Annotated in this window: 17 protein-coding genes; 11 read left to right on the plus strand and 6 right to left on the minus strand. The window is 63.8% G+C overall.

Annotation, left to right across the window (positions count from 1 at the left end; genetic code table 11):
* Positions 1-1,344 carry a glutamine synthetase family protein gene (locus HU763_RS24085; RefSeq protein ID WP_372241591.1) on the minus strand — a complete coding sequence of 448 codons (1,344 nt, stop codon included), beginning with the start codon at positions 1,342-1,344 and terminating at the stop codon, positions 1-3.
* Between the two features lie 245 nt (positions 1,345-1,589).
* On the opposite strand from HU763_RS24085, the gene HU763_RS24090 reads away from it, so the two are divergent.
* The 5 genes from HU763_RS24090 to HU763_RS24110 all read left to right on the plus strand — a co-directional run bounded on the left by HU763_RS24090 (position 1,590) and on the right by HU763_RS24110 (position 6,338).
* Complete coding sequence (locus tag HU763_RS24090; protein ID WP_013974798.1) at positions 1,590-2,462, plus strand: LysR family transcriptional regulator; 873 nt, start codon at positions 1,590-1,592, stop codon at positions 2,460-2,462.
* 250 nt (positions 2,463-2,712) lie between these two features.
* Positions 2,713-2,976: a DNA-directed RNA polymerase subunit omega gene (gene rpoZ / locus HU763_RS24095; protein ID WP_003253383.1), complete on the plus strand. Its 264-nt coding sequence runs from the start codon at positions 2,713-2,715 to the stop codon at positions 2,974-2,976.
* A gap of 59 nt (positions 2,977-3,035) precedes the next feature.
* Positions 3,036-5,144, plus strand: coding sequence for a bifunctional GTP diphosphokinase/guanosine-3',5'-bis pyrophosphate 3'-pyrophosphohydrolase (spoT, locus tag HU763_RS24100; protein ID WP_170033812.1), 2,109 nt, complete (start codon positions 3,036-3,038; stop codon positions 5,142-5,144).
* 23 nt (positions 5,145-5,167) lie between these two features.
* Positions 5,168-5,548: a RidA family protein gene (locus HU763_RS24105; protein WP_009684531.1), complete on the plus strand. Its 381-nt coding sequence runs from the start codon at positions 5,168-5,170 to the stop codon at positions 5,546-5,548.
* A 58-nt stretch (positions 5,549-5,606) separates the two neighbouring features.
* Entirely contained in the window at positions 5,607-6,338 is a 732-nt protein-coding gene (locus tag HU763_RS24110) for a hypothetical protein (RefSeq protein WP_186684017.1), read from the plus strand.
* A gap of 166 nt (positions 6,339-6,504) precedes the next feature.
* On the opposite strand, the gene HU763_RS24115 is transcribed toward HU763_RS24110, so the two are convergent.
* Positions 6,505-7,362, minus strand: coding sequence for an SDR family oxidoreductase (locus HU763_RS24115; RefSeq protein ID WP_186684016.1), 858 nt, complete (start codon positions 7,360-7,362; stop codon positions 6,505-6,507).
* A 190-nt stretch (positions 7,363-7,552) separates the two neighbouring features.
* On the opposite strand from HU763_RS24115, the gene exbB reads away from it, so the two are divergent.
* The 6 genes from exbB (at position 7,553) to HU763_RS24145 (ending at position 14,265) form a co-directional block, all read left to right on the plus strand.
* Positions 7,553-8,515, plus strand: a complete 963-nt coding sequence (exbB, locus tag HU763_RS24120) for a tonB-system energizer ExbB (protein ID WP_186684015.1) — start codon at positions 7,553-7,555, stop codon at positions 8,513-8,515.
* A gap of 3 nt (positions 8,516-8,518) precedes the next feature.
* A complete protein-coding gene (gene exbD / locus HU763_RS24125) occupies positions 8,519-8,947 on the plus strand; it encodes a TonB system transport protein ExbD (protein WP_170033820.1) in 429 nt (142 codons plus the stop codon).
* Positions 8,944-9,681 (plus strand): energy transducer TonB, encoded by a 738-nt coding sequence (locus tag HU763_RS24130; RefSeq protein WP_186684014.1) that lies wholly within the window; start codon positions 8,944-8,946, stop codon positions 9,679-9,681. The genes exbD and HU763_RS24130 overlap by 4 nt, the downstream gene beginning before the upstream one ends.
* 93 nt (positions 9,682-9,774) lie before the next feature.
* A complete protein-coding gene (locus HU763_RS24135) occupies positions 9,775-10,701 on the plus strand; it encodes a hydrogen peroxide-inducible genes activator (protein ID WP_043199836.1) in 927 nt (308 codons plus the stop codon).
* A 3-nt stretch (positions 10,702-10,704) separates the two neighbouring features.
* Positions 10,705-12,783, plus strand: coding sequence for an ATP-dependent DNA helicase RecG (gene recG, locus HU763_RS24140; RefSeq protein WP_186684013.1), 2,079 nt, complete (start codon positions 10,705-10,707; stop codon positions 12,781-12,783).
* A gap of 78 nt (positions 12,784-12,861) precedes the next feature.
* Positions 12,862-14,265 carry an aminoacyl-tRNA deacylase and HDOD domain-containing protein gene (locus tag HU763_RS24145; RefSeq protein ID WP_186684011.1) on the plus strand — a complete coding sequence of 468 codons (1,404 nt, stop codon included), beginning with the start codon at positions 12,862-12,864 and terminating at the stop codon, positions 14,263-14,265.
* A 139-nt stretch (positions 14,266-14,404) separates the two neighbouring features.
* Here the strand turns inward: HU763_RS24145 and HU763_RS24150 are convergent, their stop codons facing one another.
* The 4 genes from HU763_RS24150 to HU763_RS24165 form a co-directional block, all read right to left on the minus strand.
* The gene (locus HU763_RS24150) at positions 14,405-14,773 is read right to left on the minus strand and encodes an SCP2 sterol-binding domain-containing protein (protein ID WP_186671829.1); all 369 of its coding nucleotides are present in this window, start codon (positions 14,771-14,773) and stop codon (positions 14,405-14,407) included.
* Positions 14,774-14,921: 148 nt separating this feature from the next.
* Positions 14,922-15,221: an HU family DNA-binding protein gene (locus tag HU763_RS24155; protein ID WP_170033830.1), complete on the minus strand. Its 300-nt coding sequence runs from the start codon at positions 15,219-15,221 to the stop codon at positions 14,922-14,924.
* 187 nt (positions 15,222-15,408) lie between these two features.
* Positions 15,409-16,557 (minus strand): NAD(P)/FAD-dependent oxidoreductase, encoded by a 1,149-nt coding sequence (locus HU763_RS24160; RefSeq protein WP_186684009.1) that lies wholly within the window; start codon positions 16,555-16,557, stop codon positions 15,409-15,411.
* A gap of 16 nt (positions 16,558-16,573) precedes the next feature.
* Positions 16,574-16,741, minus strand: coding sequence for a rubredoxin (locus tag HU763_RS24165; protein ID WP_003253349.1), 168 nt, complete (start codon positions 16,739-16,741; stop codon positions 16,574-16,576).
* Positions 16,742-16,801 lie beyond the last annotated feature (60 nt).

Raw genomic sequence — 16,801 nt, forward strand, 5'->3', positions numbered from 1 at the left:
TTACACCGTGTGCAGGTACCAGTTGTATTCGAGGTCGGAGATTGACACTTCGAATTCGGCCAGTTCGCTTTCCTTGCAGGCCACGAAGATATCGATGTAGTCCGGGCTGATGTATTGGTTGAGCACTTCGCTGTCATCCAGCGCGCGCAGGGCATCGCGCAGGTTGTTCGGCAGGCTCTGCTCCAGCTGCTCGTAGGAGTTGCCTTCGATCGGTTCACCCGGCTCGACCTGGTTGGTCAGGCCATGGTGCACACCGGCGAGAATTGCCGCGAGCATCAGGTAGGGGTTGGCGTCGGCGCCGGCGACACGGTGCTCGAGGCGCACATTGTCGCTGCTGTCGGTGGGTACGCGCACGGCCACGGTGCGGTTGTCCAGGCCCCAGCTTGGCGCGTTGGGTACGTAGAACTGCGCACCGAAACGGCGGTAGGAGTTGATGTTCGGGCAAAGGAAGGCCATCGACGCCGGCATGGTCTCCAGCACGCCGCCGATGGCATGGCGCAAGGCGTCGCTTTGCAGCGGGTCATCGCTGGCAAAGATGTTCTTGCCGGTTTTCTTGTCCAGCAACGAAATGTGCACGTGCAGGCCATTGCCGGCCTGGCCCGGGTAAGGCTTGGCCATGAAGGTGGTGTCCATTTCATGGTCATAGGCCACGTTCTTGATCAGGCGCTTGAGCAGGATCGCGTAGTCACAGGCCTTCAGCGGATCAGCCACATGGTGCAGGTTGACTTCGAACTGCGCCGGGGCGCTTTCCTTGACGATGGCGTCGGCAGGCAAGCCTTGTTCCTTGGCCGCTTCGAGCATGTCCTGCAGGCAGTCGGCATACTCGTCGAGGTCGTCGATCAGGTACACCTGGGTCGACTGCGGACGCTTGCCCGAAATGGGCGAGCGCGGCGGCTGCGGGCGGCCGTTCAGGTTGTCCTGGTCGATCAGGTAGAACTCCAGCTCGAACGCGGCACAGATATCCAGGCCCAGGTCGTCGAACCGGCTCACCACCTGGCGCAGCACCTCGCGCGGGTCGGCGAAGAACGGCTGGCCGTCCAGTTCATGCATGGTCATCAGCAGCTGGGCGGTCGGGCGCTTCTGCCAGGGCTCGTCCGACAGCGTGCCCGCGATCGGGAAGCAGATACGGTCGGCATCGCCGATATCCAGGCCTAGCCCGGTGCTTTCGACGGTGGAACCGTTGATGTCCAGGGCGAACAGCGACGCCGGCAGGTTGATGCCTTTCTCGTACACCTTGTGCAGGCTGGCCCGCTCGATGCGCTTGCCACGTACCACGCCGTTCATGTCGGAGATCAGCAGGTCGACGTACTGCGTGTCCGGATGGGCCTGGAGGAAGTCACTCATCTCGCTGGAAGAACTGGCGCACGGGGTTACCGACGTCATGGCTGTACATCCTATGATTTGCTGCGGCGATGTGGGGATACGGCTGGCGCCTCACGGGCGACGATGGTTGCAGCTGTTGTTCTTTTCACTTTCCCATCGTGGGGATTGGTTACCCGACCGGGCGCATTGATTCCCGGGGGCCGTTTCACTATAAAATGGCCAAAACGCAACAGACATTGGCAATTCGGCAAGCAGAGCGTGCACCAATGCAATATCAGATTACCCACGCCGACCTTTCCCTGGTCCTGGCGCTGGAGCGCGGTCGTTCCCTGGCCAAGGCAGCCGAGCTGCTCAAGGTCGATGTCTCGACCGTGTTCCGCTCGATCCGCCGGCTGGAGTCGGCGCTGGGCACGGCCTTGTTCGTCAAGAGCCGCAAGGGCTACCTGCCGACCGACACTGCCCAGGCCCTGGCCGAACAGGCCGAGCGCGCCGAGCAGGCGTTGGAAGCGGCACGCATTGCCATGACCAGTGGCGAACAGGTGGTGAGTGGCACGGTACGGCTGACCTGCACCGAAGCGGTGATGCACAGCCTGCTGCTGCCGGCGCTGGCCGAGTTCATGCCCAACTACCCCGCGCTGTCGCTGGAAATGGGCACGTCCAACACCTTCGCCAACCTCAGCCGGCGCGATGCCGACATTGCCCTGCGCCTGACCAACACGCCGCCGGAGCACCTGGTCGGGCGCAACCTGGGGTCGACTTCGTATGTGGTCTGCGGCCAGCCGCAGTGGCGCGAGCGCCTGGCCGAATCGCCGGCCAGCGTGCCGTGGATCGCCCCGGACGACTCGATGCAGGACCACCCCACGGTGGTCTGGCGCAACCAGCAGCATCCGGGGTTGAGCCCGCGCTACCAGTGCAGCGGCATGTCCACCATCGCCCAGTTGGTCACGGCCGGGCTGGGCGTGGCGGCGCTGCCGGATTACATGGTGCATGCCCTGCCGGGGGTGGACGCGTTGAGCGGGCCGCTGCCCGGCTGCGATACTCAGCTGTGGCTGCTGACCCGGCCGGACTGCCGGGCGTTGCGCTCGGTCCAGACGCTGTTCGAGGAGCTGACCCCGCGGTTGCGTGACGCGATGCTCTGAGGTTATCGTCAGGCTCATGTATCGAGCATGTCTGCTCCGGCCCTTTCGCGGGCACGCCCGCTCCCACAGGTAAAGCGGCGGCGGTGAGAACTGTGCAGGACTTGTGGGAGCGGGCATGCCCGCGAAGAAGCCCACACCGATCCACCCGACAAAACAGCGCTTCCCTATTGGCTGGTGATTTTTTAAACTATCGAGTCCGCCTGCCCATTATCGGGCTGCACGCCCACCGCAATTGCTACTGAGGAAGACCATGGCCCGCGTAACTGTTGAAGACTGCCTGGAACACGTGGATAACCGCTTTGAGCTGGTCATGCTCTCGACCAAGCGCGCTCGCCAGCTGGCGACCGGCGGCAAAGAGCCACGCGTTGCGTGGGAAAACGACAAGCCGACCGTTGTTGCCCTGCGTGAAATCGCCGAAGGCATCGTCACCAACGAATTCATCGCCGCCGAAGAGATCGTCACCGAGGATCCGGTGTTCGCCGCATTCGAGGACGAGAACAACGAGGCTGTCTGATTGATGCCTGGTCGACGTCGCACGGCGCAAGGCCCTCTTCCTCGGCAGGAGGTGAACCCATGCCGGGTATAGAAGCTTTGGCCGAACGGCTGTCGACCTACCTTGGCCCCGAACAGGTCAACCTGGTCCGGCGTGCCTATTTCTACGCCGAACAGGCACACGACGGGCAGCGTCGCCGCAGCGGCGAGCCCTACGTGACCCATCCGCTGGCCGTGGCCAGCATCCTCGCCGACATGCACATGGACCATCAAAGCCTGATGGCCGCCATGCTGCACGATGTGATCGAAGACACCGGCATCGCCAAGGAAGCCCTCAGCCAACAGTTTGGCGAGACCGTGGCCGAGCTGGTCGATGGCGTCAGCAAGCTGACCCAGATGAACTTCGAGACCAAGGCCGAGGCGCAAGCCGAAAACTTCCAGAAGATGGCCATGGCCATGGCGCGCGATATCCGCGTGATCCTGGTAAAGCTGGCCGACCGCCTGCACAACATGCGCACCCTGGAAGTGCTGTCTGGCGAAAAGCGCCGGCGCATTGCCAAGGAAACCCTCGAGATCTACGCCCCCATCGCCAACCGCCTGGGCATGCACACCGTGCGCGTGGAGTTCGAGGACCTGGGCTTCAAGGCCATGCACCCGATGCGCTCGTCGCTGATTCACCGGGCGGTGAAAAGCGCACGCGGCAACCGCAAGGAGATCGTCGCCAAGATCGAGCACTCGCTGGCCAACTGCCTGGCCGCCGACGGCATCGAGGGCGAGGTCAGTGGCCGGCAGAAACACCTCTATGGCATCTACAAGAAGATGCGCGGCAAGCGTCGCGCCTTCAACGAGATCATGGATGTGTATGCCTTCCGCATCGTCGTCGACAAGGTCGATACCTGTTACCGCGTGCTCGGTGCCGTGCACAACCTGTACAAGCCGCTGCCTGGTCGCTTCAAGGATTACATCGCGATTCCCAAGGCCAACGGCTACCAGTCGTTGCACACAACGCTGTTCGGCATGCACGGGGTGCCCATCGAAATCCAGATCCGCACGCGCGAAATGGAAGAGATGGCCAACAACGGTATCGCCGCACACTGGCTGTACAAGTCCAACGACGATGAGCAGCCCAAGGGCAGCCACGCTCGTGCTCGCCAGTGGGTCAAGGGAATCCTCGAACTGCAGCAACGTGCCGGCAACTCGCTGGAGTTCATCGAGAGCGTGAAGATCGACCTGTTCCCGGACGAGGTCTACGTGTTCACGCCCAAGGGCCGCATCATGGAGCTGCCCAAGGGCTCCACGGCCGTCGACTTCGCCTACGCGGTGCACACCGACGTCGGCAACAGCTGCATCGCCTGCCGCATCAACCGCCGCCTGGCACCGTTGTCCGAACCGCTGCAAAGCGGCTCGACGGTGGAAATCGTCAGCGCCCCGGGTGCACGGCCGAACCCGGCCTGGCTCAACTTCGTGGTTACCGGCAAAGCCCGCACGCACATCCGTCACGCACTCAAGCAGCAGCGCCGCTCCGAGTCCATCAGCCTGGGCGAACGCCTGCTGAACAAGGTGCTTACCGGCTTCGACAGCAGCCTGGAAAGCATCCCTCAGGAGCACATCCAGGCGATTCTCGCCGAGTACCGCCTGGAGCTGATCGAAGACCTGCTCGAAGACATCGGCCTGGGCAACCGCATGGCCTACGTGGTTGCGCGCCGCCTGCTGTCGGCTGAAGGCGAACAACTGCCGGCGCCGGAAGGCCCGCTGGCAATCCGCGGTACCGAAGGCCTGGTGCTGAGCTACGCCAAGTGCTGCACGCCGATCCCGGGCGACCCGATCGTCGGCCACCTGTCAGCTGGCAAGGGCATGGTCGTGCACCTGGAGAACTGCCGCAACATCAGTGAAATCCGCCACAACCCGGAGAAGTGCGTACAGCTTTCCTGGGCCAAGGACATCACCGGTGAGTTCAACGTCGAACTGCGTGTCGAACTGGAACACCAGCGCGGCCTGATCGCGCTGCTGGCCAGCAGCGTAAACGCCGCCGACGGCAACATCGAGAAGATCAGCATGGACGAACGCGACGGCCGTATCAGCGTGGTCCAACTGGTGGTCAGCGTGCACGACCGTGTGCACCTGGCGCGTGTGATCAAGAAGCTGCGTACCCTGACCGGTGTGGTCCGCATAACCCGTATGCGTACGTAGTCCGCCAACCGCAAGGAGTCATCATGAGTAAGACCGTCATCAACAGCGACAAGGCCCCTGCCGCCATCGGCACCTACTCGCAGGCGATCAAGGCCGGCAACACCGTGTACATGTCGGGCCAGATCCCGCTGGACCCGAAGACCATGGAACTGGTCGAAGGCTTCGAAGCCCAGACCGTGCAGGTCTTCGAGAACCTCAAGGCCGTGGCTGAAGCCGCTGGCGGTTCGTTCAAGGACATCGTCAAGCTGAACATCTTCCTCACCGACCTGAGCCACTTCGCCAAGGTCAACGAGGTAATGGGCCGCTACTTCGAGCAGCCGTACCCGGCCCGCGCCGCCATCGGCGTTGCCGCGCTGCCAAAAGGCGCCCAGGTTGAAATGGACGCCATTCTGGTCATCGAATGATGCCCCGGTGACGGGCGCCCTGCCCGTCACCCTCCCTTCCTCTGCAAGGTTACCCGTCATGCGTCAAGCACTGCCTCTAGCGCTGGCAGCCCTGCTTCTGGGCGGCTGCGCCAGCCACAAACCCGAAGACTTCAACGGTACCTGGATCAACCAGGACGCCATCACTGCGGCGGTCAAAGGTGACAGCCTGCGCCAGGCGCTCGACGAGCACGGCCCGGTGTTCGAGTGGAAGCTCGACGTCGCCAGCCAGCAGGCCAGCTACAGCAATGGTTTCGAGGCGGTCGACGGCCAGCTGAGGGCCGCCGACAAGCAATGGCAGGCCAGCTTCCAGGGCGGCCAGACCGAGCAGCTGTCGCTCGATGGTGACGAGCTGCAAGCCATCGATCAAAAAGGCGCCAAGCAGACTTTCGTGCGGGCCAAGGCGCCAGCGTCAGCCAATGCGCCACTGGGTAGCAGCTTCGAGAAGGCGTTGTACCAGGCTTATCTGGGTGGCAACTGGAAGATCATCGACGGCCAGGGCAAAGGTGCCAGCGTACGCTTCAGCGATACCGGCAACGTCACCGGCCTGCCGGGACCAGACCGTTTCGCCCTGTGCCTGGCGGGTGATTGCGCAACCATGGGTGGCAGCAATGACAGCCTGTGGCTGGAGCATGAGCAGCGCGGCGCGCCCTTCATTTTCAAGCGCGATGGCGACAAGCTGGAGATTTTCCAGGCGGTGAACCGTGCGCAGCCGGATGAGATGCCCGTGTTGGCGGCCGGCAAGCGCCAGTGGTTGCTGGAGCAGGACTGAAGCCTTATCTCGAGCCGAGCGCCGCCCCCTGTAGGAGCGGCCTTGTGTCGCGATGGGGCGCGCAGCGGCCCCAGGATTTGTGCGTTACTACATAGATTGCTGGGGCCGCTTTGCGGCCCATTCGCGACACAAGGCCGCTCCTACACGGACCGCACAAGCCAGAGGGCTAGTTTTTACCCGCCAGGATCGCCGCATAGCCTTCCTTGTAACTCGGATACACCGGCGCCCAGCCCAGCGCCCGCGCCCGCGCATTACTGCAACGCTTGCTGCCCGTCCGCCGCACCCACTGTTCATCGGACCACTCGGTAACTCCCAGGTAATCCCGCAGCCAGGCCACCACATCGGCCAGCGGCGCGGGGTCGTCGTCGACGCCGATGTAGCAGGCATCCAGCGCCTTGCCTTCGGCATCGGCCTGCAACAGGAAAGCCAGCAGGCTGGCGGCATCCTCGGCATGAATACGGTTGCCATAAAGCGGCGGCTCTTCGGCCACGCGGTAACCCTGGCGCACCTGGCTGAGCAGCCATTCGCGACCCGGGCCGTAGATGCCGGTCAAACGCACCACAGTCGCCGGAATGCCGCTGGCCAAGGCAAGCCGCTCAGCTTCCAGCATCACCCGCCCGGAATAACCTTCAGGCTCAGTGGCTGCACGCTCGTCAATCCATTCCCCGCCCTTTTGCGCATACACGCTGCTGCTGGAGACGAACAGCAGGCGCCGTGGGCGCTGGCCGCGTGCGGCCAACCAGGCCAGCACATGGCGCAGCCCGTCGACATAGGCTGCCTGGTAACCGGCCTCGTCGTGCTGGCTGGCCGCCACGCAATACACCAAATAATCCGGCGCACGCTGCGGCCAGGCTGGTGGCATCGATGGCTCGGCCAGGTCTGCAGCCACCGGCGCAACACCTGCCGGCAGTTGCCCCACCGAACGGCGCAGGCCGCTTACCTGCCAGCCGCACGCCAGCATCTGCTGGGCAAGACGCCCGCCTACATCACCACAACCCACAACCATCACGGAAAGGTCTGACATCTCTGAACTCCCTAGACCAACTTGATCAACCCGGCCACGCTACACGATGGGTGACTAGACCATAGGCGAAAAAAGCAACAAGATTACTTTTGTTAACAAGAATTACTTGCAATAATGGCGGCCAAATTGTTCTCGGCCTACCTCGAGGCCTTGGAGAACGCTTACTTTTTCTTCATCAGGTCCGGCCAGCATGACACGTATTCAACCTTCCGCTTCGCCAACCCCGTCGCGCGCCTGGCGCGCCATCGCCGCGCTGATGCTCAGCCTGGTGCTGGCCCCGGTGGCCATGGCCGATGAGCCAACCGCCAGCGCCGCCGCGCCAGCTGCCGCCAGCGCACCCGCTGCGCCAGCCGCAGCGCCGACGGCCGACACCCCTACCGCCACTCCGGCTCAAGCCCCGACCGCGGCAGACCCGAGCGTCGAAGCCCTGGTTGAAGATACCTCGCTGGGCATGGCCCACGACCTTTCGCCTTGGGGCATGTACAAGAACGCCGACGTAGTGGTGAAAGCGGTCATGATCGGCCTGGCCATCGCCTCCATCATCACCTGGACCATCTGGATTGCCAAAGGCTTCGAGCTGATGGGCGCCAAGCGTCGCCTGCGTGGTGAAATCGCCCTGCTGAAGAAATCCGCCAGCCTGAAAGAAGCCAGCGATCACTCCAACAAGGAGGGTACCCTGGCTCATACCCTGGTCCAGGATGCGCTTGAAGAGATGCGCCTGTCGGCCAATGCCCGGGAAAAGGAAGGCATCAAGGAACGCGTCAGCTTCCGCCTGGAGCGCCTGGTACACGCCAGCGGCCGTACCATGAGCAGCGGCACCGGTGTGCTCGCCACCATCGGCTCCACCGCGCCGTTCGTCGGCCTGTTCGGTACCGTTTGGGGCATCATGAACAGCTTCATCGGCATCGCCAAGACCCAGACCACCAACCTGGCCGTGGTTGCCCCGGGCATCGCCGAAGCCCTGCTGGCCACCGCCCTGGGCCTGGTCGCGGCGATTCCGGCCGTGGTCATCTACAACGTCTTCGCCCGTTCCATCGCCGGCTACAAGGCCCAGGTGTCCGACGCCTCCGCCCAGGTGCTGCTGCTGGTCAGCCGTGACCTGGACCACCAGGGCAGCGAGCGCGCCGCCCCGCACATGGTGAAAGTGGGGTAAGCCATGGGCCTGCATCTCAACGAAGGTGGTGACGACCTGGTCGAGAACCACGAAATCAACGTTACGCCGTTCATCGACGTGATGCTGGTGCTGCTGATCATTTTCATGGTCGCAGCGCCCCTGGCCACGGTCGACATCAAGGTCGACCTGCCTGCCTCGACCGCCAAGCCGGCACCGCGGCCGGAAAAACCGGTGTTCGTCAGCGTCAAGGCCGACCAGAAGCTGTACGTCGGCGACGATCAGGTCCCGGCCCCCGAGCAGCTTGGCCCGATGCTCGACGCCAAGACCAAGGGCGACAAGGACACCACCATCTTCTTCCAGGCTGACAAAGGCGTGGATTACGGTGACCTGATGGAAGTAATGAACAGCATGCGCGCGGCCGGCTACCTGAAAGTCGGCCTGGTAGGTCTCGAGACGGCAGCCAAGAAATGACGAAGACGCGGCACAATCTGGCGCGTTACGGCGGCAGCCTGGCCCTCGTGCTGGGTGTCCATGCCGTGGCTGTGCTGCTCACGCTCAACTGGTCGGTACCCCAGGCCATCGAGCTGCCCCCGGCAGCCATGATGGTCGAGCTGGCGCCGTTGCCGGAGCCTGCGCCACCGCCCCCTCCGAAAGCAGCGCCGCAGCCGCCGGCACCGGTCGAGGAACCACCGCTGCCAAAGCTGGCCGAGGCTCCCAAACCGAAGATCGCCATTGCCAAGCCGCCCAAGCCGAAGGCCAAGCCGCAACCGCAGCCGCCCAAGCCCGAGAAAAAGCCTGAGCCGCCGAAGGAAGCCCCGCCGACCGAACAGACGGTGGATGCGCCGCCCAGCAACACGCCACCGCAGAAGTCCGCGGCGCCGACACCGAGCATTGCGGCCAACAGCAACGCCCTGCCAACCTGGCAGAGCGACCTGTTGCGCCACCTGGCCAAGTACAAGCGCTACCCGGAAGACGCGCGCCGGCGCGGCCTGCAGGGCATCAACCGGCTGCGCTTCGTGATCGACGCCGAAGGCAAGGTGGTGTCGTACTCCATGGCCGGTGGCTCAGGCAGTGCCGCCCTGGACCGGGCGACCTTGGAAATGATCCGTCGGGCCGGCACGGTACCCAAGCCACCACCCGAGTTGCTGAACAACGGCACGATCGAAGTCGTGGCGCCGTTCGTCTACTCGCTGGACCGCCGCTGAGGCTTTGTTTCTGTCACAAATCGGCAACTCTGATAACGTGCGTCTATCGATTGCAGCCGCTATGCTGGGCTCGCAACTTCATGGACGCACGTTATGACCCTTACAGAATTACGCTACATCGTCACACTCGCCCAGGAACAGCATTTCGGCCATGCCGCCGAACGCTGTCACGTGAGCCAGCCGACCCTGTCGGTCGGTGTGAAGAAGCTCGAGGACGAGCTAGGCGTGCTGATCTTCGAGCGCAGCAAGAGCGCGGTACGCCTGACCCCGGTCGGCGAAAGCATCGTAGCCCAGGCGCAGAAGGTACTGGAACAGGCCCAGGGCATTCGCGAACTCGCCCAGGCCGGCAAGAACCAGCTGACTGCCCCGCTCAAGGTCGGCGCCATCTATACCGTCGGCCCGTATCTGTTCCCGCACCTGATCCCGCAGCTGCACCGCGTAGCGCCGCAGATGCCGCTATACATCGAAGAGAACTTCACCCACGTCCTGCGCGAAAAGCTGCGCAACGGCGAGCTGGACGCAGTGATCATCGCCCTGCCGTTCAACGAAGCCGACGTGCTGACCCTGCCGCTGTACGATGAACCGTTCTGCGCGCTGATGCCGGCCGACCACCCGTGGACGGCGAAAAAGACCATCGACACCGCCATGCTCAACGACAAGAGCCTGTTGCTGCTCGGGGAAGGCCACTGCTTCCGCGACCAGGTGCTGGAAGCCTGCCCGACCCTGAACAAGGGCGGCGAAGGGGCCAGGCACACCACGGTCGAGTCCAGCTCGCTGGAAACCATCCGCCACATGGTGGCTTCGGGCCTCGGCGTGTCGATCCTGCCTCTGTCGGCAGTGCATAGCCACCATTACGCCCCAGGCGTCATCGAGGTCCGCCCGCTGACCGCACCGGCGCCCTTCCGAACCGTGGCCATTGCCTGGCGCGCCAGCTTCCCACGGCCGAAGGCCATCGAGATCCTCGCCGACTCGATCCGCCTGTGCTCGGTCGCCAAAGCCCCAGCGGAACAGCCGGCCTGAGCCATGAGTGAGCTGTCGAAGGTCCCGGTCACGGTACTCAAGGGGGTTGGCGAGGCCATGGCAGAGAAACTCGCCAAGGTCGGCCTGGAAAACCTGCAGGACGTGCTGTTTCACCTGCCCCTGCGTTATCAGGACCGCACCCGCGTGGTCCCGATCGGCCAGCTACGCCCCGGCCAGGACGCGGTGATCGAGGGCGTGGTCAGCGGTGCCGACGTGACCATGGGCAAACGCCGCAGCCTGGTGGTGCGCCTGGGTGATGGCAGCGGCGTGTTGAGCCTGCGCTTCTACCACTTCAGCAATGCGCAGAAGGAAGGCCTCAAGCGCGGCACCCACCTGCGCTGTTATGGCGAAGCGCGCCCCGGCGCCTCGGGCCTGGAAATCTACCACCCGGAATACCGCGCGCTGAACGGCGACGAGCCGCCACCACCGGTGGAGCAGACCCTGACGCCGATCTACCCGTCCACCGAGGGCCTGACCCAGCAGCGCCTGCGCCTGCTGTGCCAGCAAAGCCTGGCCTTGCTCGGCCCGCGCAGCCTGCCAGACTGGCTGCCCGCCGAACTGGCCCGCGACTACCAGCTGGCCCCGCTGGACGATGCCATCCGCTACCTGCACAACCCGCCGGCCGACGCCGACCTCGACGAGCTTGCCGAAGGCCAGCACTGGGCCCAGCACCGCCTGGCCTTCGAAGAGCTGCTGACCCACCAGCTGTCGCAGCAGCGCCTGCGCGAGAGCCTGCGCAGCCTGCGCGCACCGGTACTGCCCAAGGCCCAGCGCCTGCAGGCGCAATACCTGGCCAACCTGGGCTTCCAACCGACCGGCGCGCAGCGGCGGGTGGCCAATGAAATCGCCTATGACCTCAGCCAGCACGAGCCGATGATGCGCCTGGTGCAGGGTGATGTCGGCGCCGGCAAGACCGTGGTCGCCGCCCTGGCCGCCCTGCAGGCGCTGGAAGCCGGTTACCAGGTGGCGCTGATGGCGCCCACCGAGATTCTCGCCGAACAGCATTACATCACCTTCAAGCGCTGGCTCGAGCCGTTGGGCATCGAGGTGGCCTGGCTGGCCGGCAAGCTCAAGGGCAAGGCCCGGGCCAGCGCCCTCGAGCAGATCGCCAACGGTGCACCGATGGTGGTCGGCACCCATGCGCTGTTCCAGGATGAGGTGAAGTTCAAGCACCTGGCCTTGGCGATCATCGACGAGCAGCACCGGTTTGGCGTGCAGCAACGCCTGGCCCTGCGCAAGAAAGGCGTGGCCGGCGAATTGTGCCCGCACCAGTTGATCATGACTGCCACACCTATCCCGCGTACGCTGGCCATGAGCGCCTATGCCGACCTGGACACGTCGGTACTCGATGAACTGCCGCCCGGGCGTACCCCGGTGAATACCGTACTGGTGGCCGACAGCCGCCGCTTCGAAGTGGTCGAGCGGGTACGCGCCGCCTGCGCCGAAGGGCGCCAGGCCTATTGGGTATGCACGCTGATCGAAGAATCCGAAGAGTTGACCTGCCAGGCCGCCGAAAGCACCTACGAGGAGCTGGGCAGCGCCCTGGGCGAGCTGCGCGTGGGGCTGATCCACGGGCGCATGAAGCCGGCGGAAAAGGCTGAGGTCATGGCCGAGTTCAAGGCCGGCAACCTGCAGTTGCTGGTTGCTACCACGGTGATCGAGGTCGGCGTGGACGTGCCCAACGCCAGCCTGATGATCATCGAGAACCCCGAGCGCCTGGGCCTGGCCCAGTTGCACCAGCTGCGCGGCCGAGTTGGCCGGGGCAGCGCCGTCAGCCATTGCGTGCTGCTGTATCACCCGCCCCTGTCGCAGATCGGCCGCGAGCGCCTGGGGATCATGCGGGAAACCAACGACGGCTTCATCATCGCCGAGAAGGACCTGGAGCTACGCGGCCCGGGCGAGATGCTTGGTACCCGCCAGACCGGCCTGCTGCAGTTCAAGGTCGCCGACCTGATGCGCGATGCCGACCTGTTACCGGCAGTGCGTGACGCCGCCCAGGCCCTGCTTGCGCGCTGGCCGGAGCATGTCAGCCCATTGCTCGACCGCTGGCTGCGGCATGGCCAGCAATATGGCCAAGTGTGACGATGGTTCCATAATGGATCCAGATTTGCCGCAAGGCTGGTTATACTTCGCGTTTAAAGGAATCAGTGGATACGGACCATGACTGAAGTCGCCCTGGACACCGCAACCCCACATGCACCCTCCGTCATCAGGCTGCTGCTCGAAAAGCTCGGCGTGGCCTACCGTGAGGTAGTGGAGCATCCGCAACTGCCGGCGGCGTCAAGGGTACAGGCCGTGTTGCTCGATGACGAAATCGGCGCCTTGCTGGTGCTGTTCCCACAGAGTCAACTGCTGGACCTCAATCGCCTGGCCGAACTGACCGGACGCCAGCTTACTGCCGTGTCGATGGCGCGCTTGAAGCAGATGCTCGACAAGCACCAGCTCAAGGCCCTGCCGGGTATCCCGGCGTTGACCAGTTCGCCGTGCCAGTACGAAAAGAGCCTGCTCGACGTCGAACGCGTGTATATCCAGTCCGGCGAGACCGGGCTGTTGCTGGAAATCGAACGCGCGCATTTCAAGCGCATGTTGGCCAAGGCCAGCGCCAGCAGCTTCGGCCTCGAAGTCGAGGCGATTAGTCCCAACCTCGACCGTCCCCATGACGACACCCGGGAAATCAGCCAGGCAGTACAGGCTTTCACCGCCAGACGCATTCAGAAACGCCTGGAAGAAACCATCGAAATCCCGCCTCTGGCCGACACCGCACAAAAGATCATCAAACTGCGGGTAGACCCCAACGCCAGCATCGACGACATCACTGGTGTGGTCGAAACCGACCCGGCGCTGGCGGCGCAGGTGGTGAGCTGGGCGGCATCGCCCTACTACGGCTCGACCCACAAGATTCGCTCGGTGGAAGATGCCATCGTGCGCGTGCTGGGCTTCGACCTGGTGATCAACCTGGCCCTGGGCCTGGCGCTGGGCAAGACCCTGAGCCTGCCGAAAGACCACCCGCAACAGGCCACGCCGTACTGGCAGCAGTCAATCTATACCGCTGCGGTCATCGATGGCCTGACCCGCGCCATGCCACGCGCTCAGCGCCCGGAGGCTGGCCTGACCTACCTGGCCGGGCTGCTGCACAATTTTGGCTACCTGCTGCTGGCGCATGTGTTTCCACCACACTTCTCGCTGATCTGCCGCCACCTGGAGGTCAACCCGCACCTGTGCCACACCTATGTGGAACAGCACCTGCTGGGTATCAGCCGCGAACAGATCGGTGCCTGGCTGATGAAACTGTGGGACATGCCGGAAGAGCTGTCGGCCGCGCTGCGTTTCCAGCACGACCCGGCCTATGACGGCGAATATTCGGCGTTCCCCAACCTGGTATGCCTGACCACCCGCCTGCTGCGCGCACGGGGTATCGGCACGGGGCCGCAGGAGGAGATTCCCGAGGAGCTGCTGGAGCGCCTGGGAATTACCCGCGACAAGGCCGAGGAAGTCGTGAACAAGGTACTCGAGGCCGAGAACCTGCTGCGTGAACTGGCTTCGCAGTTCCACGCACCGCATTAAGGCCATGGGGCCGCTTTGCGGCCCTGTCGCGACACCAGGCCGCTCCTGCAGGGGCCCGTATGTCCTGCGCGTGATGCGGTCGCCTTAGGAGCGGCCTGGTGTCGCGATGGGCTGCGCAGCAGCGCCAATAATCTCGGCACTACTTCTTCGGCTTCAGGTACTTCATCAACCCCTGGAACCACATCACCAACGCCGGATTGCCCTTGATCTGGATGTGCTTGTCCTGAATCCCCTGCATGAACGCCAGCTGCTTGTTGCTCGCCTGCATCGTGGCAAAGCCGTAGGCGGCGTCCTTGAAAGCTATGGCGAAGGCCGGCTGCGGGTGGGCACCGCCCTTGCTGCTGATGCGCTCATTGTTGACGATGAAGTGCCGGGCGACCTTGCCATCCAGTGTCTGCATCTGGAACACCAAGTCCTTGCCCTTGAGCTGCTGCTGGAATGCCGGGTTGTTACGGCTGGCCCGGGCCATCAACCATCCCATGGCCCAGAGAAGAAAGCGAAACTTCATCAACGCGCCTCGAACTAAAAGTGACTAAAGCGCGCAGTCTATCCTTTTCTAGAACGGTTTATACAAGTTCGAAACATTTTGCCTGCAGAAAGCATAACGGGCGCCTTGGCGGCGCCCGTTTGGCTGGCATTGCATCCTCAGGACGCGATCACTTGCCTTTCTTGGCCGGCTTGGCGGGGACGTTGACGCTGTCGCGCAGGTTCTTGCCTGGCTTGAAGGCTACGGTATTGCTGGCCTTGATCTTGACCGGCTCGCCAGTCTGCGGGTTCTTGCCGGTACGCGCGCCACGATGACGTTTTTCGAAGGTGCCGAAACCGACCAGGGTCACGGTGTCCTTGTCCAGGGCACCGGTGATGCTGTCGAGAATCGCGTTCAACACCTGATTGGCCTTGTCCTTCGTCAGATCGGCCTTTTCGGCGATGACGGCGGCGAGTTCTGGTTTGCGCATAGTGAAGCCTCTTTGACGGAATTCTTGTTGTTATGCCGTGCTGCCTCTGGGAGCAGCGCTCAAGGCACCGCAGGCTCTAATCTGCGGCAGACGGGAGTGAGGATGGCACGTGCTCCGGGGCCGCGCCAGTATCTGGGCGGCCATTGTGCAGGCAACAACAGGATAAATCCGACAGAACACCAGCTATTTATGCCATCACGGCTGGCAACTGGCGATTCAGCGCCAGCTTCTCCATCACCGCTGCTCCGGTGAGGGCGTAGCCCAGCAGCTTGCCTTCGGCATCGAGGCAGAGCACCTTGAGGTCGCTGCCCTGCCCCTCGACTTGCCAAGTACCTTCGTGGCCCTGCGGTGGCGGCGAGACCACCAGGGGGCAGGCCGGGGTTTTCACAGTCACCGGCATCGGCCCATAGGCGACCGTCGTCGGGTTACCGGCCAGGGTTTGCGCCAAGGCGCGGGCACAGCTCATCAGCGGCATGACATAAAGCAGATTGATGCCATCCACCTCGGCACAGTCGCCAAGGGCAAAGATATTGGCATGCGAGGTGCGCAACTGGCGGTCCACGCTGATGCCGCGGTTGGTCTGCAGGCCAGCGGCGGCGGCCAGGTCGGTGCGCGGGCGCAGGCCGATGGCCGAGACCACCAGGTCGCAGGCGATCACGCTGCCGTCGGACAAGTGCGCCGCCAGGCCCTGGCCCACCTTTTCAAGACGGGCCAGCACCGGGCCCAGGTGGAAACGTACGCCCAAGCCTTCCAGCCCGGCCTGCACGGCCGTCGCCGCAGCGGGATGCAGCAGGGTAGGCATGACCTGTTCGCACGGTGCCACCACGTCGACCTGGAAGCCGCCCAGGCTCATGTCGTTGGCGAATTCGCAGCCGATCAGGCCGGCACCCAGAATCAGCACGCGCCGCTTGCCACAGGCGGCGGCGCGAAAACGGGCGTAGTCTTCCAGGTCGTTGATCGGGAACACCAGGTCGCTGCCATCGCCGTCGATCGGTGCTTGTACCGTCTGGGCGCCCAAGGCCAGCACCAGGTCGCGATATTCCACCGCTTCCTCCCCGACCCACAGGCGCTTGTGGCCAGGGTCGATGCCGCTGATACGCGTATGGGTACGGATTTCCGCATTCAGTTGTTCGGCCATGGCTCCCGGTTCGGCCATGCACAGGCCATCGGCGTCCTTGTGCTTGGCGAAGCCAGTGGAGAGCATGGGCTTGGAGTAGGAACGACCGTCATCGGCGGTGATCAGCAGCAACGGTGTCTGCGCATCGAGCTTGCGAAATTCGCGGGCCAGGTTGTAGCCCGCCAGGCCGGTACCGATGATTACCACAGGGGACGTCATGTCGTGCGTTCCTCGATTAGCCGATGGAGATCATTTCAAAGTCGCTCTTGCCGACACCGCAGTCGGGGCAAAGCCAGTCTTCTGGTACATCTTCCCAACGGGTGCCGGGAGCGATGCCGTCGTCGGGCCAGCCTTCGGCCTCGTCGTAGATCAGGCCGCAGACAATACATTGCCACTTTTTCATCAGGTCGTTTTCCTCGGTTCGGGTTGGGGCTTGGTGGCGCTGCCAAGGGCCTCTTCGCGG

This window comes from Pseudomonas anuradhapurensis (assembly GCF_014269225.2).
GTDB lineage: Bacteria > Pseudomonadota > Gammaproteobacteria > Pseudomonadales > Pseudomonadaceae > Aquipseudomonas > Aquipseudomonas anuradhapurensis.

Excerpts from the sequence above, each read along its gene's own strand:
- HU763_RS24085 (WP_372241591.1), bottom strand. The coding sequence starts at position 1,344 with ATGAGTGACTTCCTCCAGGCCCATCCGGACACGCAGTACGTCGACCTG.
- HU763_RS24090 (WP_013974798.1), top strand. The coding sequence starts at position 1,590 with ATGCAATATCAGATTACCCACGCCGACCTTTCCCTGGTCCTGGCGCTG.
- rpoZ (WP_003253383.1), top strand. The coding sequence starts at position 2,713 with ATGGCCCGCGTAACTGTTGAAGACTGCCTGGAACACGTGGATAACCGC.
- spoT (WP_170033812.1), top strand. The coding sequence starts at position 3,036 with ATGCCGGGTATAGAAGCTTTGGCCGAACGGCTGTCGACCTACCTTGGC.
- HU763_RS24105 (WP_009684531.1), top strand. The coding sequence starts at position 5,168 with ATGAGTAAGACCGTCATCAACAGCGACAAGGCCCCTGCCGCCATCGGC.
- HU763_RS24110 (WP_186684017.1), top strand. The coding sequence starts at position 5,607 with ATGCGTCAAGCACTGCCTCTAGCGCTGGCAGCCCTGCTTCTGGGCGGC.
- HU763_RS24115 (WP_186684016.1), bottom strand. The coding sequence starts at position 7,362 with ATGTCAGACCTTTCCGTGATGGTTGTGGGTTGTGGTGATGTAGGCGGG.
- exbB (WP_186684015.1), top strand. The coding sequence starts at position 7,553 with ATGACACGTATTCAACCTTCCGCTTCGCCAACCCCGTCGCGCGCCTGG.
- exbD (WP_170033820.1), top strand. The coding sequence starts at position 8,519 with ATGGGCCTGCATCTCAACGAAGGTGGTGACGACCTGGTCGAGAACCAC.
- HU763_RS24130 (WP_186684014.1), top strand. The coding sequence starts at position 8,944 with ATGACGAAGACGCGGCACAATCTGGCGCGTTACGGCGGCAGCCTGGCC.
- HU763_RS24135 (WP_043199836.1), top strand. The coding sequence starts at position 9,775 with ATGACCCTTACAGAATTACGCTACATCGTCACACTCGCCCAGGAACAG.
- recG (WP_186684013.1), top strand. The coding sequence starts at position 10,705 with ATGAGTGAGCTGTCGAAGGTCCCGGTCACGGTACTCAAGGGGGTTGGC.
- HU763_RS24145 (WP_186684011.1), top strand. The coding sequence starts at position 12,862 with ATGACTGAAGTCGCCCTGGACACCGCAACCCCACATGCACCCTCCGTC.
- HU763_RS24150 (WP_186671829.1), bottom strand. The coding sequence starts at position 14,773 with ATGAAGTTTCGCTTTCTTCTCTGGGCCATGGGATGGTTGATGGCCCGG.
- HU763_RS24155 (WP_170033830.1), bottom strand. The coding sequence starts at position 15,221 with ATGCGCAAACCAGAACTCGCCGCCGTCATCGCCGAAAAGGCCGATCTG.
- HU763_RS24160 (WP_186684009.1), bottom strand. The coding sequence starts at position 16,557 with ATGACGTCCCCTGTGGTAATCATCGGTACCGGCCTGGCGGGCTACAAC.
- HU763_RS24165 (WP_003253349.1), bottom strand. The coding sequence starts at position 16,741 with ATGAAAAAGTGGCAATGTATTGTCTGCGGCCTGATCTACGACGAGGCC.